Here is a 21,538-nt window from a genome sequence, read left to right as displayed (position 1 = left end):
CCCTTCGGGCTCGATCCGCTACCTTTCTTTATAAAACCCTATTCAGTTATGAATAGGGTTTTTTAATTATAAAATGTTTTTAAACTAAAAGGTTGTGGGAAATAATAACTTTCTTCTTTGTGAATAGTTTTATGTGTGAGGAAATGTTTAAGAGGTTATTGATTGGCAATAATGACAAAATATTTGGTATAATATTTCTTTTTTAAATATATCCTTAATGCAATAAATATTGCCTTGTATAAGGTTTTTTTTTGGTTCAATTTTAAGAATTAATCTTGTTTGATAATTCGTAATAGCTCTTTTCATGTGATTGCTAAAATTCGAAATTATAAGCTATTCAAATGTCTAGTTTGTGTATGGTGACTATCTGCAAGTTGAATTATATTTCAATTAATGTTTGTGGAATCTTATTTTAACGCATGTTTTTAAGTTTGTGCTTATCAATATGGCTTTGTATTTTGCTTAAACTATGATTGGTTATAAAAAAATCCAGCACTTGCTGGATTAATAAATTATAATAAATCTAAAGTTCTTTCCAAGGCCATACCCCGGGAACCCTTGATCAAAATTGTTGAATTTTGTGGTTTTTTGAGGTAATTTTTATTAAACTCATCAAACGTTTCAAAAAAATGCAAATGGCTGTCTATGGTTTTATTGGAATAAAAATCTTTGCCAATAAAACAAACTTCGATAGTTGTCTCTTTTTGTAGGCTTTCTACAATTTTCTTATGCTCTTCTGAACTTTCTTCTCCTAACTCGAACATGTCGCCTAAAATTGCAATTTTTGAATTGGACTCAAGTTGTATGAAATTTCCTAGTGCGGCACTCATACTTGAAGGATTTGCATTATAGGCATCGAGAATAATATGGTTAGTTCCTTTTTCAATTAATTGAGAGCGATTGTTGGATGGAATATAGGATTCAATTGCATCTTTTATGTCGTTTTCGTTAATGTTAAAGTATTTACCGATAGTTATTGCAGCGTTAATATTGTTTGCGTTGTAAATGCCGATAAGATGTGATTGAATTGTTTTGTCTGAAAAATTAATCTTAACTAATGGATTGGCGCTTACAGAAGTGATTACTATGTTGTTGTTTGTTGCACTTCCAAATGTGTATTTTGTAAATTCCGCTGTTTTTTTATTCTGAATAGGATCGTCAGTATTTACAAAAACTGTTTTATTGTTTTCTTTTAAGTAATCATAAAGCTCGCTTTTTCCTTTGATTACACCTTCAACACCACCAAATCCTTCTAGATGCGCTTTTCCGAAATTTGTAATATATCCAAAATCTGGCGCAGTAATTTTGCAAAGTAATTCAATTTCTTTTTGATGATTGGCGCCCATTTCTACAATGCCAATGTCTGTATCTTCATCAAAAGAAAGAAGTGTAAGTGGAACTCCAATATGATTGTTTAGATTTCCTATTGTTGCTTTTGTTCTGTATTTTTTGGAAAGAACGCAATTGATTAATTCTTTGGTGGTGGTTTTGCCATTACTACCGGTTAATGCAATTATTGGTAAACCTAGTTGATTTCTATGGTAATTAGCTAGCTCCTGTAGGGTTTTTAAACTGTCGGTAACCAAAATCATTTTGTCTTGATCCGTAAAGAAGTTTTTATTGTCTAAAATTACAAATTGAGCGCCTTTATTTAGTGCTTCCTGAGCAAATGTATTGGCATCAAAATTTTCTCCTTTAAGAGCAATAAATAGCGAATTTGGTTCAATCTTGCGTGTATCTGTGGAAATAGATTCACACTGTAAAAAACATTGGTAAATTTCTTCTATCTTCATGTGGCGAATTTACTAAAAAAATAAGAGCCCTAAAAATAGGGCTCTTATTTTGTATGAAAGTATTATTAATTTCTTGGTCTTTTCTTGAAATCAGATTTAGGACCAACTCTTGACATTGCACATCTAAAACCAATGTAATCAGTAGCGATGTCTTGGTGGCAGTATCTTCTTGTTGCTGGATCTAACCAGTAAGCTCTATCTCTCCAAGAACCTCCTTTGTAAACCCTTACATCGTTTCCGATTAATGTAGTTCTCTTAACGGATTTGTCGAATTTGCGATCCATTGCTGAAGTTCCACTAACTGTGTCTTTAACAGAAGAAACTTTATGGATTGGTGAGTCATACATTCTTTTCTTTTCAGAAAGAGGAGCAGCTCCTTCTTCACTTCCTCCAAAATCAAAGAAACGAGTTGACGACTTGTCTCCATCTCTGAAGTCAATATTGTTGCTTGTAGAGAAGTTTTGTCTTAAGTAAGTTTCTTGTTCGTCAACAGGAACTTGAGCAATTTCTCCTGGCTTGTTGCGAGCAATGATTTTACCATTACTTAACGTGTCGTATTTGATGTTGTCAGAAGTTACGAATTCTACTTTACCTTCTTTGTCGATTTTGTTTTTAGTATAAACGTTTCCACGGAAGTAGTTGAAGTCATTTGCTTCATCATCAACGATAGGTCTGTAAACGTCTTGTACCCACTCAGCAACGTTACCAGCCATGTCATATAAACCGAAATCATTTGGTTTGTATGATTTTACTGCGGCTGTAATATCAGCATTGTCATCAGACCATCCTGCAATTCCTCCGTAATCTCCTTTGCCTTGTTTGAAATTAGCCAATTGATCACCTCTAGTGATTCTGTTTCCAGAACGAGTGTATTGACCTTTCCAAGGATATTTCTTTTGTCCTCTGTAAATGTTGTATTCTCTATTTCCTACGTCAGCAGCAGCTGCATATTCCCATTCAGCTTCAGTTGGAAGTCTGTATTCAGGTAATAAAACACCAGATGTTTTTTGAGCGTATACATTTTTAGGCCCGTCAGCACCTGCAGTAGAAGTTGTATCTGTAGATTCTGCTTTTTTCGCCTTTTTCGACTTTCCAGCAGAACGTCCCATTTGTTTTTGTAAAATAATTTCTTCGTTACCTCCGAAAGAAGTAGAAGGAGAAACTAAGTAAGATTCTGTATTGAAAGTATTGTTGGCATCAACATCAACAACTTTTGCGCCTTTTTTCATGTAGCCTTCTCTTTCAAGAATTGCTTCATTAACACGGTCTGTTCTCCATTTCGCGAACTCGCTTGCTTGAATCCAGTTAACACCTACTACTGGGTATTGAGAATAAGCTGGATGTCTTAAGTAGTTGTTGGTCATAGTTTCATTATAACCTAATCTATTTCTCCAAACTAGAGTGTCCGGTAATGCACCTTCATAGATATGACGATAGTTTGCGTCAGACGGAGGAAAAACTCTTTTTAACCAATCCAAGTACTCCATGTACATGATATTAGTTACCTCTGTTTCGTCCATGTAGAAAGATTGTACGTGTTGTTGAGATGGAGTATTGTTCCAATCGTGCATAACGTCATCTTGTACTTTACCCATGGTAAATGTACCACCTTCAACTAAAATAAGGCCTGGAGCAGTTTCTTGTTTTGTAAAATTGGAGTTGTACTGGAAACCTCCGTTCGGATCATTGATCTTCCATCCTGTTGCTGACGAAGTGTTTTTCGTGCTTGACTTTTTACTACAACTAGTAGTAAAACCTAACAGTACCATCATGGAAAAAAGTACTCTTACTGTCATTGTTTTGTTTACTTTCATACTTTCAGTAGGTAATTATTTTGTGGCGCAATATAATAATTAACCATTAAACTGCAACACTAAATGAATAAATATTTTAAAAAAATCTTAAAATTTTAAACGTTAATATCAGATGATAACGTTATCTTGTTTTTTATATTGTGTAATTGGCTATTTTTACACCTTAAAAATATAAAAGGCTTTATTGCGTTTATTAAAGATATGAAAAAGATTTTATTTTTCCTTTTGTTTTCTTTTTTACAACCTCTTGTTGCACAGGAAAGTGGCAATATTGACTTGTTGTGGAATGATTCTAAGTACGTATTGAATCAAAAGTATCATTATTCGATACCTTATTTTCAAGAAGGAAACTTCCGTTTCGATGAAGCAAAGAAGGTTATCTTGTTCTCTAAAGCTATACCTCTGAACGCTCCGATTGATGAAAATTCTGTTCGAATTTCAAACGTAGTATACGAAACCGTTTCCAATGAGAAAATTGGGGAATTGGATAAGAAATATATTTCTAATGCCATAAATGTTAAAGTAGAAAATGTGAAAGCACGTGATAATTTTTTCGGTGTTATAACTTTTTCTCCTATTATCACTGAAAATGGTAATTTTAAAAGAATAAAATCATTGACGTACATCTTGTCTCCAGATACAAAAAGGAGCAGTTTCTCATCTCGTCAAAGAGCATTTTCGAATTCTGTGTTAAGCAGTGGAACATGGAAAAGGTTTTATGTTGAAAAATCAGGTGTTTATAAATTAACGAAACAATTTCTAAGTGGATTGGGGATTAATACAAATGGGGATCCAAGAAATATTAAGTTGTATGGTAATGGTGGAAAAATGTTGCCATTGTTAAATTCTATTCCTTATCCTGATGATCTTACGGAAAATGCCATTCAATTTGTTGGTGAAGAAGACGGGGTTTTTAATGATACTGATTATATATTGTTTTATGCACAAGGAGTTGAGAATTGGAACGATGAAAGTCAGACCCATACTAATTTGTATGCTTCAAAATCGTATTATTATATCACTTCCTCAGCCAATCCTGGTAAAAGGATTCAACAGTTGGTTGAACCAGTTGGAAGTCCGACTAATATTTACACTACTTTCGATGAATACCAATTTCATGAAGTGGATAATGTTAATATAGTGAAATTGGGTAGAAGATGGTACGGTGAACAGTTTCAAACACAAAATGAACAAACGTTTCCATTTGGTTTTCCTAACCTGGTTCCGTCGACTCCGGTTAGTGTTGTGGTTAACGGTGCCGCTGTTGGAGTTGTAGGTACAACATTCAATGTTAAAGTGAATGCACAGGATGTGGGGATTTTGAATTTTAGTGCAATCAATCCTGAAGGTCCGGTTTTCGCTTCTTCAAGTACGAACACTTTTACGACTAATCCTGCTCCTGGAACAATTTCAGTAACTATTAAATATAATAATGGAGGGGTGCCAAGTGCTAACGCCTACCTTGATTTTATTAAAGTTAACGGGAAGTCTTTTTTGAAAGGCTTTGGAAAACAATTTAGTTTTAAAGTTGATGAAGTTGAGGCTAATGTTGGTATTTGTGAATACCAGATCAGTAACGCGACAGCAATTAGTCAGGTTTGGGATGTAACTGATATATTTAACGTTACCGCAAAAGCCAACGCTGCCCAAAGTCAGTTCTCTGTTTTGGCTACCATGGGAGAGGAAAGAAACTATGTGGCAATCGATAATGCGGATTTTTACACACCGTTGCGTGACTCAGATACTACTGTAGCCAATCAGGATTTAAAAGGAGATGTGTTTAAAGATAATCAAGGTAATTTTCAAAATGTTGATTATGTCATAGTAACACCGCAATCTTTGCTTACACAGGCTGAAAGATTAGCTGCTTTTCATGTGAATAAAAATCAGTTAAAGGTAAAAGTGGTTACGTTAGAAAAACTATACCATGAATTTTCTTCAGGAAAGCAGGATATTGGCGCAATACGAAATTTTGTGAAGTATGTATATGAAAATGCTACTACTCCCGCAAACAGAATCAAATATTTGTGCTTGTTCGGAGATGCTTCTTTTGATTTTAAAAACCGAATTAGTGGCAATACGAACATTGTTCCTATTTTTCATGCTTTGGATAGTTTTTCTGTTATCTCTTCATTTATATCCGATGATTATTTCGGGATGATGGATGATAATGAAGGACGTATGTTGTCATCGCAAAGTTTGGATATTGCAGTGGGACGAATTTTGGCGTCAAATTTGAATCAGGCAGAACAAATGGTAACAAAAGTTATTGATTATTATGACGAGAAGTCCTATGGAAAATGGAGAAATAATTTAGTTTTCGTTTCAGACGATCTTGATAAAGTAAGTGATGCTTCGTTGCAATCTGTGGTAGATAATATGGCCAATACAATTACGTCCAACAAACCTTTTTTTAATGCTAAAAAAATCCATTCGGATGCATATGTTCAAGAAACTACTTCGGGAGGCCAAAAATATCCCAAAGCTAAAGAGGAATTTATTGATTCCTTTGCGCAGGGAGCATTGTTTTTTGATTATTTGGGTCATGGTGGTGAAGATGGATTGGCTCAGGAGCGTTTGTTTGAAATCGTAGATGCTCAGAATCTCAATAATAAATATAAGTATCCACTTTTTATTACGGTGACTTGTGAATTTACTCGTTTTGATAATCCTCTGCGAAAAACTGCAGGTGAATATACCTATTGGAATCCTAAAGGAGGAGCGGTTTCAATGGTGACTACTACAAGACAAATTGGACAAAATACCGGGGAAAGTTTTAATCAAAGATTTGCAGAGTATTTATTTGCTTATGGATCGAATAATTATGTTTCGATTGCGGAAGCTGTCAGACTTACAAAAGTAAATATGATGAATTCCGGAAATAATGTGGTGTTTTATATTGGAGATCCTGCGCTAAAATTAGCAATTCCTAAACCGAAAATCAGATTGACTAAAATTAATGATGTTCCAATTGCTTCGGTAACAGAGCCACTAAGAGCATTGAGTGTTGTGAAGTTTTCGGGTGAAGTGAGCGATGAGTTTGATGCGCTTTTGTCCGATTATAATGGTGCTTTGTCTGTAAATATTTTTGATAAGGAAATTGATCGAACTACTTTAGGAAATGACGGAACGATGGTTGGTGGGGTAGTGTATAAAATGAATTTCAAAACTTTGGGAGAGACAATTTTTAGAGGAAATGCTTCAATCAGAAATGGCTTGTTTGAATTTACTTTTGTGGTGCCTAGAGATATCAGAATTACTGAAGGGAATGGTAAAGTTAGTTTTTATGCTAAAAAAACGAATGTGTTAGAAGATCAAACAGGTTATGATACATCAATTAGAATAGGTGGATTGAATACCAATGCGGCAGTTGATAATACACCGCCAAGGGTGCGTTTATATATGAATGATGAGTCTTTTGTGTCGGGAGGAATTACAAATGAATCTCCTTTGTTTTTGGCATTTTTGGAAGATGAAAACGGGATTAATACCGCTAGTGGTATCGGTCATGATATTGTGGCCTATTTGGATGGTGATGAAACAAAACCGTATGTGTTGAATGATTATTATGAAACCGAATTGGATGATTATACTAAAGGAAAATTGCGATTTCCGTTTCAGAATTTGACACCGGGTTTGCATACGTTAACTTTTAAAGCATGGGATGTGTACAATAATTTGATTACATCTGAGTTACAGTTTATAGTGGTTGATGATGATAATTTGGTTTTGAAAAATGTTTTGAATTATCCAAATCCGTTTGTCAGTCACACTGAGTTTTGGTTTACACACAACAAACCTTTCGAGCCGTTGGATGTTCAGGTACAGGTGTTGACTATAAGTGGTAAGGTGGTTTGGAGTAAAAATCAAACCGTTACTACCGAAGGTTTTACGTCAAGAGATATCACCTGGGACGGAAGGGATGATTTCGGTGATAAAATTGGTAAAGGAGTTTATGTCTATAAATTGACAGTCAAATCTACCTTGACCAACAAAAAAGCCGAAAAATTTGAGAAATTAGTGATACTTTAATAAAAAGTATATATTTGTTGAATATTTTGAAAAATATAATGAAAAAACTAATCTTACTTTTTACTGGGTTGGTAGCATCTACGACTGTTTTTGCCCAGAATGAAAGACCAATTACAACTGGGGTACCCTTTTTATTGATTGCAGCCGATGCCCGCTCAGCAGGTATGGGTGATATCGGAGTTGCAACATCTCCTGATGCCTTTTCACAACAATTTAATCCTGCTAAATATGCTTTTTCACTTAAGAAAAGCGGTTTTTCAGTGAGTTATACTCCCTATTTGACAGATTTGGTGAATGATATTTCATTAAGTCAGGTGACTTATTTTAATCGTTTCAACGAACGTAGTGCTTTTGCAGGAAGTTTGAGATATTTTGGTTTGGGTGATATCGAGTTGACCGATCAAAACGGTACAACTACTGGTTCAGTAAAACCAAATGAGTTGGCATTCGACTTGTCATATTCATTACAGTTGAGTGATAATTTTTCCATGGGGGTAGCCGGTAGATATATTCGTTCAAACCTAAGAATTGCGTCGTCGTCAGGTGATGCTTCTGCAGCAAATACTTTTGCTGTGGATGTTGCTGGATATTACGAATCAGCTGAAATTGCATACAATGATTTTAATGGTCGTTGGAGAGCAGGTTTCAATTTGCAAAATTTAGGTCCTAAAATTTCTTACGACGGAGATGTGGAAAGAAGTTCAAACTTTTTGCCTTCAAATCTACGTTTGGGTGGAGGTTTTGATTTTATCTTTGATGAATACAATAAAGTAACTACAAATCTTGAATTCACAAAGTTATTAGTGCCAACGCCTCAAGTTGTTACTGATGCTAATGGTGACGGTTTTATAGATGGGCCGGAATATCAGGCTGCAGCAGATGCTTACAATAATGTTGGATGGGTTTCTGGGATTTTTAAATCATTCGGTGATGCACCCGATGGTTTTAAAGAAGAATTAAAGGAGTTAACGTATTCTGCAGGTTTGGAATATTGGTATCAAGATTCATTTGCATTGAGAGCTGGGTATTTTAATGAAAGTAAAGATAAAGGTGCTAGAAAGTTTGCAACTTTGGGAGCAGGATTCAAATACAATGCAATCAAATTGGATGCTTCTTATTTGTTTTCAATGTCAAGAGTTAAAAATCCATTAGAAAATACATTGCGTTTTTCATTAACATTCAACTTTGGTGATGATTACGAACAATATTAATTAGAATTAATAATTAAATGCAAATCCAAATTTCTTTATTGAAATTTGGATTTTTTTTCCCTTATAAAGTATGAAAGAAATTAAAATTGACACAAAAATCTTAGTATTTCATTCACTGGAGGAACTTTTTAGTGAAGACCAAGATTTAATGAAGAGAGCGATTGAAGTAAGGAAAAATGCCTATGCCCCTTATTCGAAATTTAAAGTAGGCGCAGCGTTGTTGTTGGATAACGGTGAAATCGTGGTAGGTTCCAATCAGGAAAATGCAGCATATCCATCAGGTTTATGTGCTGAGCGTGTGGCAATTTTTCAAGCAGGCGCAGTTTATCCGAATGCTAAAATTGTAAAAATGGCGATTACAGCAGGCGCAACTGAAAATGTTACGACCAAGCCAATACCTCCTTGCGGAGCATGCCGTCAGTCTATTTATGAATATGAATTTAGACAAGATGCTCCAATCGAAATTTTTTTTATGGGAGAAACAGGAGAAGTTTATAAATCGGATTCCATCCAAAATTTATTACCCCTGACATTTGATAAAAACTATTTGTAATCAACAAAAATAACGCTGTAAATTTTAGTAATTATTTGGAATGTCTTACTTTTGCTCTTCGCAAATTTGTGTGAGGTCAATTTTTTGCGTCCTTTAAAATAATTACACACAATACTTTACTAAGTCACATGAAAGAAGTAACAAAAGAAGTTTTATTGAAGTGGTATGAAGACATGCTTTTCTGGAGAAAATTCGAAGATAAGCTGGCAGCCCTTTACATTCAACAAAAGGTTAGAGGTTTTTTACATTTATATAACGGACAAGAAGCCGTTTTAGCCGGAGCATTACATGCAATGGATTTGTCAAAAGATAAAATGATTACGGCTTACCGTAACCACGTGCAACCTATCGGTATGGGAACTGATCCGAAAAGGGTAATGGCAGAATTACTTGGAAAAGTAACCGGAACTTCAAAAGGGATGGGTGGTTCTATGCATATTTTTGATAAAGTGCATGGTTTTTATGGTGGTCACGGTATTGTTGGTGCACAAATCCCAGTAGGTGCCGGTATCGCTTTTGCAGATAAATACTTTGAAACTGGAGGAGTTACCTTGACTTATTTTGGTGACGGAGCTGCTCGTCAAGGATCGTTGCACGAAGCCTTCAATATGGCTATGAATTGGAAATTACCGGTAGTTTTTATAGTTGAAAACAATGGTTATGCCATGGGAACTTCTGTAGAAAGAACCGCTAACCATACAGACATTTGGAAGTTAGGTTTAGGATATGAAATGCCATGTGGGCCTGTTGATGGGATGAACCCTATCAAAGTAGCTGAAGCAATGCAGGAAGCTATTGACAGAGCACGTCGTGGAGACGGACCAACGTTCCTTGAAATGAAAACGTACCGTTACAGAGGCCATTCAATGTCGGATGCACAATTATACAGAACCAAAGAAGAAGTGGAAGAATACAAAAAAATCGACCCAATTACTCAGGTTTTAGATATGATTAAAGAAAACAACTATGCTACAGATGCTGAAATCGAGGTGATCGATCAGAGAGTTGCTGATTTGGTAACTGAGTGTGAGAAATTCGCAGACGAATCTCCTTTCCCTGATCCGCAACAGTTGTATGATGTAGTATACGAACAAGAAAATTATCCATTCATCCCTCATAGATTATAAATTATGGCAACAGTAATTACAATGCCGCGCTTGAGCGATACCATGACGGAAGGAACCGTTGCAACATGGCTTAAAAAAGTGGGTGATACAATTAAAGAAGGAGATATTCTTGCTGAAATTGAAACAGACAAAGCGACCATGGAGTTTGAGTCTTTTAATGCAGGAACTTTATTGCATATCGGAATCGAAGCGGGCCAATCAGCGCCGGTAGATTCATTGTTGGCTATTATAGGTAAAGAAGGAGAAGATATTTCTGCTTTGTTAAAAGGTGGTTCAGCACCAAAAGCAGAAGAGCCAGCACCAAAAGTTGAAGAAAAATCAACTACTGCTACTGCAGCACCAGTTGCAGAATTACCAGCAGGTGTTAAAGTGGTTACAATGCCTCGTTTGAGTGATACCATGACTACAGGAACTGTAGCAACTTGGTTGAAAAAAGTGGGCGATGCAGTAAAAGAAGGAGATATTCTTGCTGAAATTGAAACAGATAAAGCAACAATGGAATTTGAATCATTCAATGCGGGTACTTTATTGTACATTGGAATTGAAGAAGGTGGTTCGGCTCCAGTTGACAGTATATTAGCTATTTTAGGTCCAGCCGGAACAGATGTTTCAGGGATTGTTGCTAATTTTAAAGTAGGTGGTTCAATTGAAACTCCAAAAGTTGAAGAAAATAAAGTAGCTACTACTGCTGCTGCTTCTACTCCAGTTGCAGCTCCAGTGGCTAATGCTTCGGGTAGAATTTTTGCTTCTCCGTTGGCTAAAAAAATTGCTCAGGAAAAAGGAATTAATTTAGCCCAGGTAAATGGTTCCGGAGAAAATGGAAGAATTACTAAAGCAGATGTGGAGAATTTTGTTCCTGGAACTGCTACTGCAGCTTCAACTCCTGCTCAAGCAGTTGCTCAGGCTACTTCAGCAGTTGCAGCTGTTAAACCATTTGTTCCAGCTGGTGAAGTATTCCAAGAAGAAGTGAAAAATTCACAAATGCGCAAAGTAATTGCTAAGCGTTTGTCAGAATCTAAATTTACGGCTCCTCATTACTATTTGACTATCGAGTTGGATATGGATAATGCAATTGCTTCACGTAATATGATTAACGGTTTGCCTGAAACTAAAGTGTCATTTAACGATATGGTAATCAAAGCATCGGCTATGGCATTGAAAAAGCACCCACAAGTGAATTCTCAATGGAAAGAAGAGGCTATGATTATTAATCACCATGTAAATATTGGTGTAGCTGTAGCTGTTGAAGATGGATTGGTTGTTCCTGTGTTGAAATTCACAGATCAAATGACATTGACACAAATTGGTGCTACTGTAAAAGATATGGCAGGTAGAGCAAAAGTGAAAAAAATTCAACCAAATGAGATGGAAGGAAGCACTTTTACCATTTCTAACTTGGGGATGTTCGGAATCCAGTCTTTTACCTCGATTATCAATCAACCGAACTCGGCTATTTTATCAGTAGGAGCTATCGTTGAAAAGCCTGTTGTTAAAAATGGTCAGATTGTTGTAGGTAATACCATGACTGTGACTTTGGCATGTGACCACAGAACGGTTGATGGTGCTACAGGCGCACAATTTCTTCAAACATTCAAAGCCTTTATGGAAAATCCGGTTACAATGTTAGCCTAATTAAAATATTTTTGCATTCAAAAAGTCCCGATTCGTCGGGATTTTTTATTTTTACATATCTCAAACTAATAATCAATGCGCTATCTCTTCATTATTTCTGCACTTTTTTCGCTGAATCTTTCCTGTGCACAATCGGGAAATAATTTGTCTTCCGAAGAAAGTATTACTAAAACTCTTTCTTTTTTGGCATCGGATGCGAATAAAGGTAGAGAACCAGGTACGCCTGAAATGGAAAATGTCATGGCTTTTCTGGAACAGATTTACAAAGAAAACAATGTTAAGCCTTACTATGCAACCTATAGAGATAAGTTGACTAATTTCGATAAACCGGCTTTTAATATCGTAGGGGTTATTGAAGGAACGGATCCAAAATTGAAAAACGAGTATGTAGTAATCGGTGCTCATTATGATCATATTGGTACAGCAAGTGAGGTTGAAGGTGATATTATAGCCAATGGCGCTAATGATAATGCCGTTGGTACAACTGCTGTAACAGAGTTGGTAAGGTATTTCGGGAAAAACAGGAATAATAAACGTTCTATTGTTTTAGCGTTGTTCACAGCTGAGGAAAAAGGATTGCTGGGATCCAGACATTTGGCTCAGAATATGAAAAAGGACGGGGTTGATGTGTATTTTATGTTCAACTTTGAAATGATTGGCGTTCCAATGAAAGATAAAGACATGTTGGTTTATATGACTGGTATCACCAAATCCAATATGGCCAAAAGAATGAATGAATATGCGGGTGAAAAATGGATTGGTTACTTACCCGCTGAATCGCATTACCAATTGTTTAAAGCGTCTGATAATTATCCATTTTACCAAGAGTATAATATTCCATCTCATACGATTTCAACCTTCGATTTTGAAAACTATGATTTTTACCATCACGCAGATGATGAATTCGAAAAAATGGATGTGAAACATATGAAGAAAGTAATCAATATTTGTATTCCTGTTTTGGAGAAAATGATTAATGCGCCTCAAAAAGAAATTCAATTAGATGGAAAATAAAAATATTATTATCACGGGAACTTCTCGTGGAATTGGGTATGAATTAGCACTTTTGTTTGCGAACGCCGGACATCAGGTTCTGGCAATTTCAAGAAAAACGCCACAGGCATTAATTGAAAATTCAAATATTACCTGTTTGTCAATCGATTTGTCTATTGAAGAGGATTTGAAAAAAGTTGAAAATTTCATTGAACATACTTGGAAGAAAGTAGATGTTCTAATTCATAATGCAGGTTCGTTATTGTTAAAGCCCTTTGATCAGATTTCAGGTGAGGAATTCGAAAATATCTATAAAGTAAATGTTTTTGGAGTAGCTAATTTAACTCGTGTTTGTATTCCGTATTTGCAGAAAGGGAGCCATGTGGTGACCATTAGTTCTATGGGAGGAATTCAAGGAAGTATGAAGTTTGCTGGATTAGCAGCTTATAGTTCCAGTAAAGGGGCAGTGATTACTTTGTCAGAATTATTGGCTGAGGAATATAAGGAGAGAGGAATTGCATTTAATGTATTGGCATTGGGTGCGGTACAAACCGAAATGCTACAGGAAGCATTCCCAGGATATGAAGCTCCAATATCTGCTGCAGGAATGGCGGATTATATTTTTAATTTTGCTTTGACCGGGAATCAATATTTCAACGGAAAAGTACTTCAGGTTTCATCAACTACACCTTAAATTGAGCGATGTTTTATTAAAATATCTACCGGAACATGCTGTTCCCGTGTGTTTTGAATTAATCAGAACCCATCATGTGCATCTTAAAATTGTCAATGAACGATTAACTCGACATGGGGATTATAGAAAGGATGCTCAGGGTTATCATCTGATTACAGTCAATGCCAGTTTGAACAAATACCGTTTTCTGATTACTTTAGTTCATGAGATTGCCCATTTGGTGGCTTTTGAAAAATACGGTCGATTGATAAAACCACATGGAGATGAATGGAAACTGACGTTTCAACGTTTGATGGTACCTTTCATTCGTCCGGAAATTTTTCCGAATCAGTTATTGCCTTTAATTGCAAGACATTTCAGAAATCCGAAAGCGAGTAGTGATACCGATGCTACTTTGGCTTTGGCTTTAAAACAATTCGATCCCGAGAATGACAAGAATTATGTTTTCGAAATTCCCTATGGAAGTAAATTCAGAATCCATAATGGGAAAATATTTAAAAAAGTGGCTCTACGGACTAAGCGTATAGAATGTATGGAAATTGCCACCGGGAAAATTTATTTGTTTAATCCGAATGCGGAAGTGGAGTTACTGCCTAGTTAAATAGAATTCTTTGTAACTTTGCCGATTCGTTACTTCGTAACTTTTAAACTATGAACAAGAATTATTATGCTATAATTATGGCCGGAGGGGTAGGTTCCCGTTTTTGGCCGGTAAGTACAACCGAGTTCCCAAAACAGTTTCATGATATGTTGGGTACAGGTGAAACGTTAATTCAAAAAACGTTTTCCCGCTTATCTCAGATCATACCAAAAGAGAATATTTTAATCCTGACTCACGAGAGTTATAACGATATTGTCTTGGAGCAATTGCCAATGGTGCAACAAGAGCAAATTGTTCTGGAGCCAGCTATGCGTAACACGGCCCCATGTATTTTGTACGCATCGTTAAAAATCAAGAAACAAAACCCAGATGCGGTAATGGTTGTGGCGCCTTCTGATCATTGGATTGAAGACGAAGTGCAATTTTGTAGAAATCTTCAGCACGCTTTTGATTTCTGTGATAGAGACGAAAATTTAATGACCTTGGGTATTTTGCCCACTTTCCCTAATACGGGTTATGGTTATATCGAATTCGATAAGTTGGATTCACGTCCCGTTAAAAAGGTGAAACAGTTCCGTGAAAAACCGGATTATGCCACAGCACGCAAATTCATTCAAAGTAGAAACTTTTTGTGGAATGCAGGTATTTTTGTTTGGAGTGCCAAATCGGTGCTAAAAGCCTTTGAAACCTTTCAGCCTTCTATGTATGCTCATTTTATGAATGGCTATGAAGTGTTAAATACGGATAAAGAAAATGCGTTTATACAAGACAATTATCCTTTAGCTCAGAATATATCTGTGGATTACGCCATTTTAGAAAAAGCACAGAATGTGTTTGTACTCCCGGCGACTTTTGATTGGAATGATTTAGGAACTTGGGGTTCTTTGTACGATAAATTGCCAAAAGACGAGCAAGATAATGCCGTAGTTAATGCTACGGTGTTTTTAGAGAATGCATCCAATAATATTATCCGTACCGAAGGAAAGAAATTAGTGGTAATCGATGGTTTGACGGATTATATTGTGGTAGATAAAGACGATGTACTTTTGATTTATCCCAAAAATAAAGAACAAGATATTAAAGCCGTTGTAGGGAAATTGAAGGAACGTTAAATTCCTTCCTTCAATACGGCTTCCCTTACTTTTTTGAACAATTCAGATGAATATACAAAATCGGTAACGGCTTCGTTATCGGTTTTGAAAATCTGAGTTTTATCTCCCTCCCAAGCTTTTAATCCATTTTTTAAGAATACAATCTTGTCGCCAATTTCCATCACCGAGTTCATATCGTGTGTGTTAATAACGGTGGTAATGTTATATTCCTTAGTAATTTCCTGAATCAGATTGTCAATAACGATGGCCGTTTTGGGATCCAATCCTGAATTGGGTTCGTCACAAAATAAATATTTGGGATTATTAACGATAGCTCTAGCAATTGCGACACGTTTTTGCATACCTCCTGAAATTTCTGAAGGCTTTTTAGTATGGGCATTGATTAAGTTCACTCTGTCAATAACAAAGTCAACCCTTTCTTTAATTTCTTTTTTTGTTTTATCGGTAAACATTTTCAAAGGAAAACCAATATTCTCTTCCACAGTCATCGAATCAAACAACGCGCTCCCTTGAAATACCATTCCGATTTCAGTTCTTAGCTCACGTCTTTCATCATCTCTCATTTCAGAGTAAATACGGCCGTCAAATGAAATGGTTCCGCTATCTACATGATGAATTCCCAATAATGATTTTAAAAAAACCGTCTTACCTGAGCCAGATTGTCCAATGATTAAATTGGTTTTTCCTGCTTCTAACGTAGTAGAAATTCCTTTTAGGACCATTTGGTCTCCGAATGATTTCTTAATGTCTTTTACTTCAATCATAATTATTTCGCTAAAAGGAGTTGCGTTAAAATATAGTTACATAAAATAATCACTACAGATGTCCAAACGAAGGATACTGTACTTGCTTTACCAACTTCCAAAGCACCACCTTTCATATAGTAGCCATGAAAAGAAGGAATAGTTGCGAGTAAAAATGCAAAAACAAAGGTTTTGATGAATGCATAGGTTACGTGAAATGGAATGAATTCAACCTGAATTCCGTTGATGAATTCATCTGCAGATGTAAAACCACCATAAACAGCTGCCATCCATCCTCCTAGGACTCCTAAAAACATACTGATGCCAATTACAAATGGATACAACAATAAAGCCATTAATTTAGGAAAAACTAAGTAGTTCAATGAGTTAACACCCATAACTTCCAATGCGTCAATTTGTTCTGTAACCCTCATAGTACCAATACTAGAGGTTATGAATGATCCCATTTTTCCTGCCATAATGATGGAAATGAATGTAGGGGCAAATTCTAAAATTACCGATTGTCTGGTCGCAAAACCGATCAAGTATTTTGGAATCAATGGATTGGTAAGATTTAACGCGGTCTGAATGGCTACAACCCCACCTACGAAAAACGAAATGAAACAAACAATTCCTAGAGAGTCGATAACTAAATCATCCACTTCCTTGAAAATCAATTGGCGCATCATAGACCATTTGGTGGGTTTTTTGAAGATTTCGCGAAGCATGATAAAATACCTCCCAATTTGTGATAAATATCTAACGAGCATCATAGGCTTAAAAATAATAGCGAAAATACGAAAATTGTCAGGAGTAGGATAGTGCTTCCGAATTATTTTAAGTCGTAGGCCTGATATTTGAAAACAGAGTGAAGGTTTGAAATAAATTTATGGTTTTGGATAGTTTAACATAAAATTGGGTAAAGATTTTGACAAAACGTTTTTTTTTCTTTTTTAAAACTGTAACTTTATGATATTCAAATAATTAAAAAATTTAAAAACATTTACATCCCATTGAACTTGTTTGAATTAGCCCCATGATAAATGAAAGTGTTAATTTAAAAACAGAGTATATGGAAACAAATAAATCCTCCTATGATGCGATTGAGAGTCGGATGGCGCATTTAAAAGAAAAGCTCATGGGTTTGTCCTTATTGTTGAATGATACTGATAAAGAGGCAAAGATTGTTTTAAATAGTTTGAATCTGGAAAATCCGGGTGGTTATCCACCTCAAAGTCCTGAAATGGTAGTGTCTTTTTTGAATAAAATCAAAGGTCCATTAGATACGGTCGTTGGTTTGTCCAATTTGTTATGTACTGCTTCTTTGGATGTGGAGGAGAAAAATAACTTTGCCGAGATTATTACCAATTGTTCCAATGAACTCCACGGACTTTTTGCCGAATTCACAAGTTACCATTCTTTCGAATCCGAAAATGAATCGGTTCATACCCAAAGCGTATCCTTAAATGAACTGCTTGATGATTTGAAAATTAAGTTTGTAGATCAGGTGTTTTATAAAGGGCTGAACTTGCGTTCTTTTAAAGGGTTGGCAGATGATGAAGATACCGTGATGCTTGATAAAGAAAAGATAACTCGTGTTTTTACCAGTTTGCTTCACAATTCGTTGAAATTTACCAATAAAGGCTTTATAGAAATGGGATACCGCTTGGTTAAGGATGAATTAAAATTTTATGTTCGAGATAGTGGTATTGGTCTTAATAGCAGTAGTAAGGAAAAATTGTTGAGTAATACAGGAGATGTTGGCTTAGGTCTTTCAACCGTAAAAAGATATGTCGAGTTGATGGGGGGCGATTTGAAAGTAGAATCGGAAGTAGGTGCGGGAACCGTTTTCTATTTTAAAGTGCCTTATGTACCGTCAACAATAGATGAATTGGCAGTTCAAGAAAAGAAAAAAATTAAAGTACTGATTGCTGAAGATGAAGAAATCAGTTTCATGCTACTTAAAAAATTATTGGAAAAAGGAGATGTAGAAATTATTCGGGCTAAAAATGGGGAAGAAGCTTATGAGATTTACAAAGAAAACCCAGATATCAATTTAATTCTGATGGATCTTCGTATGCCACAAGTTGATGGTTATACCGCGGCACAACTCATTAAAAATGAAGCGCCCGAGATTCCTATTATCGCGCAATCTTCCTATGCGTTTAAAGAAAATAAAGAAAATTACAATAAAGCGTTCAATGGCTATTTATCGAAACCGGTGAACAAAAAAGAATTTGAATCGGTTGTAAATAAATATATCGATGTGGCTTTTCTAAACTAAAAATAGAATCTTATTTAACGTAACGGTCATCCTGGAAGTATATATTTTAGGATGATTTGTTTTTTGTCAAATTTAAAAAAGTTTCGCCTTCATTTTTTTCCAGCGATAGGCTCTGACAAATTTGGCTTGTTCTGGAGTTACCAGCATCGTTTTGTTTTCGGCTTTGGCTTTCCAGAAACCTTTGATATAATCCAGGAACAATAAAGGTTTTCCTTTTCGCATGGCCAGTTTTAAAGATGCGACTGCAGTAATGAAAAAACCATAGCCCAGGGTATAGAATGCCTCGCCTTGTTTGTATCGTGCTGTTTTGTTGTAGTTGGCTCCCGTAGGTTTCAAGTGTTTTACTTTCAAAGTTTCGTCGGTAACCACTTTCCAATTGTAATATTTACTCAACAATTCATCTACCGTATCCCAGCCCATAGCGGGTTTCAATCCGCCAATTTGATGGAAGGTTGCTTTTCGATATGCCTTGAATGCACCGCGAATATGATCTTTATCGGTTAAATTTTCTAAAATCCACTCGCCCTCTTTTTCGATGTATGCAAATCCACCTACCATGCCAATAGTAGGATCGCTCTCAAAATGCTGTATAATTGTTTCGAAATAATGGGGAGGAAAAATTAAATCCGAATCACCTTTGATCATGATGTCATACTCTTCGTCCAAAGTAGCAAGTCCAGCTTGAAAAGCTTGTATCACTTTACTGCCTGGCAAATGAATGGCGTCCGATTGTTTATGTACCAATGAAATCCATGGGTATTTTTCGATATAGGATTGCACTATCGGACCAGTTTGATCCGTAGAATTATCATTAACAATGACCGCTTTTTTGGGTAAAACGGTTTGGTTGATCAAAGAATCAAGTGTTAATCCTATAAACTTTTCTTCGTTGTGTGCGGGTATGACGATGTAATAGTTCATTTTTCAGTATAATGACTACAAACGTACATAAATTTTAAGAAATAAATTTTAACTAAAGTGTCGGATAATACCAGAAATTAATCCCTTTCAAAGCGGAAATATCTTTATTTTTGTCCAATAAGAAATAGAAAACTCTTGGAAAAGAAGAAAATTGCTTTTATTGAAATGGAAACCCATTCGGCTCTGCTCGAACAATGGTATTTGTTGGTTTCTAGAATGAATCGTATTGATTTTCATTTTTTTGTAAGTCCGAAAGTTTATGACAAACTAACGGCAATTCCACAAGAACATATTTCGCTTATCGTTTCGGTGGCAGAAACAGATTTTTCCCATTTTGAAGGTGTCGTGGTTAATACGTTACACCGTGATTTTAGAGATTATGAGAAACTGTTCACTTCGCAACAGGTGTTGTGTCTGATTCATAACCTGAATTTCAGTTTGTTCTTCAAAACTATTTCTTTCGCTAATATTTTGAAAGAAAAGGAGCGATTTACCTATTTCTTGAAATTGTACCTGAAAGAAAAAGTGGCTTCGCAACGAAAAGTAATTCTTAAGGCAAAACAATACGGTGTTATTTCAGAAGCAGCATTGCAAACAATTCTAGCCAACGGAAAGCATTCGGCTAAATCAAAATTGATTCAGATGAATTATTGCCATGAATCTGTTTTTCCAGAGGATGAGGTAATTCACATTGTGATGCCCGGTAATGTTTCGAATAAAAGGAAAGATGTTGATTTGGTACTGAGCGTTATTTCTCGACTGCAACCACAATCTACTTTACAGTTTACATTCTTAGGGAAACCTGAAAATGATTCGGTTGTGAGTCAATTGGAACAGTTGAAAAAGAATTGTCATTCCAAAATCCGGATTACGTATTTCAGTCAGTTTATTCCGTGGGTGAGTTACAGCAAAATCATCAGTAAGGCGCATTTGCTTTTGTGTCCTGTCAAAGAACAAACCTCATTTTATTGGGTGGATGAATGTTACGGCAGTACGAAGGTCAGTGGGAGTGAAGCCGATTGTATATATAACGGTAAAATAGGAATCTTTCCGGGAAGTTATCCGAAAATGGACTGGCATAATCTGTATTATGAAAATGAAAACGAGTTGTACGAGATGTTGAATACTGTTACAGTAGAACAACTCAAAAAGGAATATGAAAAACTAAATCCTTACGTTGAAAAATATACCTTTGAAAAAGTGAAAAACATATTGGAAGAACAACTGCTAGAATTAACAAAAAACTAAATGTTACAAAGTCTTATTAAACTGGCCTACAAGTACTGGCCATCATTATACAAAAAGCGTTATTATAAAACGTTGCATTCATTGTCTACCGGTAATTATAAGTGCGAACCCGAATTGTTGTACATTCATCAAGTATTGAAAAGTGATTCGGTTTTTATCGATATCGGAACCAATAAAGGCATTTATTTGTATCAGGCCGAAAAAGTAATTCAATCCGGAAAGATTTATGGTTTTGAACCGAATCAGACATTGGTGAATTACATTCAGCCGCTTTTTCCAAAAGTAAAATTGTTTCCATTGGCGGTTTCTTCCCAAACGGGAACTTCGGTGTTGCACATTCCTAAAAAAGGTGACGGTTTGCAAGACACGCGAGCTTCATTGGAAGATATGGGTGATGCTGTTGAAAAAATAGAAATTCAAACCATTACGCTAGATGATTGGGCTCAAAAAGAAAATGTGTCCAAAATTGATGTCGTAAAAATTGATGTCGAAGGCCACGAGTTTGATACGATTAAAGGATGTAAAACCATTCTGGAAACAATCAAACCGACTTTCATCATCGAAATCGAATTGCGTCATGCACATTACCCAATCAAGGATATCTTCGATTTTATTGTTGGGTTTGGATACGAAGTGTTTTACTTCGACCGAAAAACATTAGGCTTACAACCTTTCGAAGTATCGCAAATGGCCGATTTCCAAAAGGATGAGTATCTGAATGATTTTAATACGTATATCAATAACTTCATTTTCGTGCCGAAAGAATTATAATTCATAACT

Annotated in this window: 17 protein-coding genes; 12 read left to right on the top strand and 5 right to left on the bottom strand. The window is 35.7% G+C overall.

Annotated elements, in window-relative coordinates; translation table 11 throughout:
* Window positions 1–512 precede the first annotated feature (512 nt).
* Window positions 513–1,793: a UDP-N-acetylmuramoyl-tripeptide--D-alanyl-D-alanine ligase gene (locus ACS8MM_RS07890; RefSeq protein WP_379714968.1), complete on the bottom strand. Its 1,281-nt coding sequence runs from the start codon at window positions 1,791–1,793 to the stop codon at window positions 513–515.
* Between the two features lie 65 nt (window positions 1,794–1,858).
* Window positions 1,859–3,607, bottom strand: coding sequence for a gliding motility lipoprotein GldJ (gene gldJ / locus ACS8MM_RS07885; RefSeq protein WP_379714966.1), 1,749 nt, complete (start codon window positions 3,605–3,607; stop codon window positions 1,859–1,861).
* 201 nt (window positions 3,608–3,808) lie between these two features.
* On the opposite strand from gldJ, the gene porU reads away from it, so the two are divergent.
* The 9 genes from porU (at window position 3,809) to ACS8MM_RS07840 (ending at window position 15,562) form a co-directional block, all read left to right on the top strand.
* Window positions 3,809–7,639: a type IX secretion system sortase PorU gene (porU, locus tag ACS8MM_RS07880; protein WP_379714964.1), complete on the top strand. Its 3,831-nt coding sequence runs from the start codon at window positions 3,809–3,811 to the stop codon at window positions 7,637–7,639.
* Window positions 7,640–7,677: 38 nt separating this feature from the next.
* Window positions 7,678–8,850, top strand: coding sequence for a type IX secretion system outer membrane channel protein PorV (gene porV, locus ACS8MM_RS07875; RefSeq protein WP_379714962.1), 1,173 nt, complete (start codon window positions 7,678–7,680; stop codon window positions 8,848–8,850).
* Between the two features lie 70 nt (window positions 8,851–8,920).
* A complete protein-coding gene (gene cdd / locus ACS8MM_RS07870) occupies window positions 8,921–9,403 on the top strand; it encodes a cytidine deaminase (protein WP_379714960.1) in 483 nt (160 codons plus the stop codon).
* Window positions 9,404–9,531: 128 nt separating this feature from the next.
* The gene (pdhA, locus tag ACS8MM_RS07865) at window positions 9,532–10,530 is read left to right on the top strand and encodes a pyruvate dehydrogenase (acetyl-transferring) E1 component subunit alpha (RefSeq protein ID WP_379714958.1); all 999 of its coding nucleotides are present in this window, start codon (window positions 9,532–9,534) and stop codon (window positions 10,528–10,530) included.
* Window positions 10,531–10,533: 3 nt separating this feature from the next.
* Window positions 10,534–12,162, top strand: a complete 1,629-nt coding sequence (locus ACS8MM_RS07860; RefSeq protein ID WP_379714956.1) for a pyruvate dehydrogenase complex dihydrolipoamide acetyltransferase — start codon at window positions 10,534–10,536, stop codon at window positions 12,160–12,162.
* 75 nt (window positions 12,163–12,237) lie between these two features.
* Window positions 12,238–13,176: a M28 family metallopeptidase gene (locus ACS8MM_RS07855; protein WP_379714954.1), complete on the top strand. Its 939-nt coding sequence runs from the start codon at window positions 12,238–12,240 to the stop codon at window positions 13,174–13,176.
* A complete protein-coding gene (locus tag ACS8MM_RS07850; protein WP_379714952.1) occupies window positions 13,166–13,849 on the top strand; it encodes an SDR family NAD(P)-dependent oxidoreductase in 684 nt (227 codons plus the stop codon). Before ACS8MM_RS07855 ends, ACS8MM_RS07850 begins: the two co-directional genes overlap by 11 nt.
* Before the next feature lies 1 nt (window position 13,850).
* Window positions 13,851–14,450 (top strand): SprT-like domain-containing protein, encoded by a 600-nt coding sequence (locus ACS8MM_RS07845; RefSeq protein WP_379714950.1) that lies wholly within the window; start codon window positions 13,851–13,853, stop codon window positions 14,448–14,450.
* 50 nt (window positions 14,451–14,500) lie between these two features.
* Window positions 14,501–15,562, top strand: a complete 1,062-nt coding sequence (locus ACS8MM_RS07840; protein ID WP_379714948.1) for a mannose-1-phosphate guanylyltransferase — start codon at window positions 14,501–14,503, stop codon at window positions 15,560–15,562.
* Here ACS8MM_RS07840 and ACS8MM_RS07835 read toward each other — a convergent pair.
* On the bottom strand, window positions 15,559–16,326 hold the full coding sequence (locus ACS8MM_RS07835) for an ABC transporter ATP-binding protein (RefSeq protein WP_379714946.1): 768 nt from the start codon (window positions 16,324–16,326) through the stop codon (window positions 15,559–15,561). The two genes, ACS8MM_RS07840 and ACS8MM_RS07835, sit on opposite strands and share 4 nt — an antisense overlap.
* A gap of 2 nt (window positions 16,327–16,328) precedes the next feature.
* Window positions 16,329–17,078, bottom strand: a complete 750-nt coding sequence (locus ACS8MM_RS07830) for an MlaE family ABC transporter permease (RefSeq protein ID WP_379714944.1) — start codon at window positions 17,076–17,078, stop codon at window positions 16,329–16,331.
* 299 nt (window positions 17,079–17,377) lie between these two features.
* On the opposite strand from ACS8MM_RS07830, the gene ACS8MM_RS07825 reads away from it, so the two are divergent.
* On the top strand, window positions 17,378–18,589 hold the full coding sequence (locus tag ACS8MM_RS07825) for a hybrid sensor histidine kinase/response regulator (protein WP_379714942.1): 1,212 nt from the start codon (window positions 17,378–17,380) through the stop codon (window positions 18,587–18,589).
* Window positions 18,590–18,661: 72 nt separating this feature from the next.
* Here ACS8MM_RS07825 and ACS8MM_RS07820 read toward each other — a convergent pair whose 3' ends face one another.
* Entirely contained in the window at window positions 18,662–19,510 is an 849-nt protein-coding gene (locus ACS8MM_RS07820) for a glycosyltransferase family 2 protein (RefSeq protein WP_379714940.1), read from the bottom strand.
* Between the two features lie 135 nt (window positions 19,511–19,645).
* On the opposite strand from ACS8MM_RS07820, the gene ACS8MM_RS07815 reads away from it, so the two are divergent.
* Both ACS8MM_RS07815 and ACS8MM_RS07810 read left to right on the top strand, forming a co-directional pair.
* A complete protein-coding gene (locus ACS8MM_RS07815) occupies window positions 19,646–20,758 on the top strand; it encodes a hypothetical protein (RefSeq protein ID WP_379714938.1) in 1,113 nt (370 codons plus the stop codon).
* Window positions 20,759–21,529: an FkbM family methyltransferase gene (locus ACS8MM_RS07810; RefSeq protein WP_379714936.1), complete on the top strand. Its 771-nt coding sequence runs from the start codon at window positions 20,759–20,761 to the stop codon at window positions 21,527–21,529. It abuts the gene before it with no gap.
* Window positions 21,530–21,538 lie beyond the last annotated feature (9 nt).

The sequence above is a fragment of the Flavobacterium sp. MAHUQ-57 genome (assembly GCF_051908335.1).
In the GTDB taxonomy this organism is placed as follows: Bacteria; Bacteroidota; Bacteroidia; order Flavobacteriales; family Flavobacteriaceae; genus Flavobacterium.
The sequence above is the reverse complement of the archived record's forward strand: the minus strand, read 5'-3'. Positions and strand labels throughout refer to the sequence as shown.

What these genes read in the sequence shown, in the direction of transcription:
- ACS8MM_RS07890 (WP_379714968.1), bottom strand. Translation starts at nt 1,793, where the DNA reads ATGAAGATAGAAGAAATTTACCAATGTTTTTTACAGTGTGAATCTATT.
- gldJ (WP_379714966.1), bottom strand. Translation starts at nt 3,607, where the DNA reads ATGAAAGTAAACAAAACAATGACAGTAAGAGTACTTTTTTCCATGATG.
- porU (WP_379714964.1), top strand. Translation starts at nt 3,809, where the DNA reads ATGAAAAAGATTTTATTTTTCCTTTTGTTTTCTTTTTTACAACCTCTT.
- porV (WP_379714962.1), top strand. Translation starts at nt 7,678, where the DNA reads ATGAAAAAACTAATCTTACTTTTTACTGGGTTGGTAGCATCTACGACT.
- cdd (WP_379714960.1), top strand. Translation starts at nt 8,921, where the DNA reads ATGAAAGAAATTAAAATTGACACAAAAATCTTAGTATTTCATTCACTG.
- pdhA (WP_379714958.1), top strand. Translation starts at nt 9,532, where the DNA reads ATGAAAGAAGTAACAAAAGAAGTTTTATTGAAGTGGTATGAAGACATG.
- ACS8MM_RS07860 (WP_379714956.1), top strand. Translation starts at nt 10,534, where the DNA reads ATGGCAACAGTAATTACAATGCCGCGCTTGAGCGATACCATGACGGAA.
- ACS8MM_RS07855 (WP_379714954.1), top strand. Translation starts at nt 12,238, where the DNA reads ATGCGCTATCTCTTCATTATTTCTGCACTTTTTTCGCTGAATCTTTCC.
- ACS8MM_RS07850 (WP_379714952.1), top strand. Translation starts at nt 13,166, where the DNA reads ATGGAAAATAAAAATATTATTATCACGGGAACTTCTCGTGGAATTGGG.
- ACS8MM_RS07840 (WP_379714948.1), top strand. Translation starts at nt 14,501, where the DNA reads ATGAACAAGAATTATTATGCTATAATTATGGCCGGAGGGGTAGGTTCC.
- ACS8MM_RS07835 (WP_379714946.1), bottom strand. Translation starts at nt 16,326, where the DNA reads ATGATTGAAGTAAAAGACATTAAGAAATCATTCGGAGACCAAATGGTC.
- ACS8MM_RS07830 (WP_379714944.1), bottom strand. Translation starts at nt 17,078, where the DNA reads ATGATGCTCGTTAGATATTTATCACAAATTGGGAGGTATTTTATCATG.
- ACS8MM_RS07825 (WP_379714942.1), top strand. Translation starts at nt 17,378, where the DNA reads ATGGAAACAAATAAATCCTCCTATGATGCGATTGAGAGTCGGATGGCG.
- ACS8MM_RS07820 (WP_379714940.1), bottom strand. Translation starts at nt 19,510, where the DNA reads ATGAACTATTACATCGTCATACCCGCACACAACGAAGAAAAGTTTATA.
- ACS8MM_RS07810 (WP_379714936.1), top strand. Translation starts at nt 20,759, where the DNA reads ATGTTACAAAGTCTTATTAAACTGGCCTACAAGTACTGGCCATCATTA.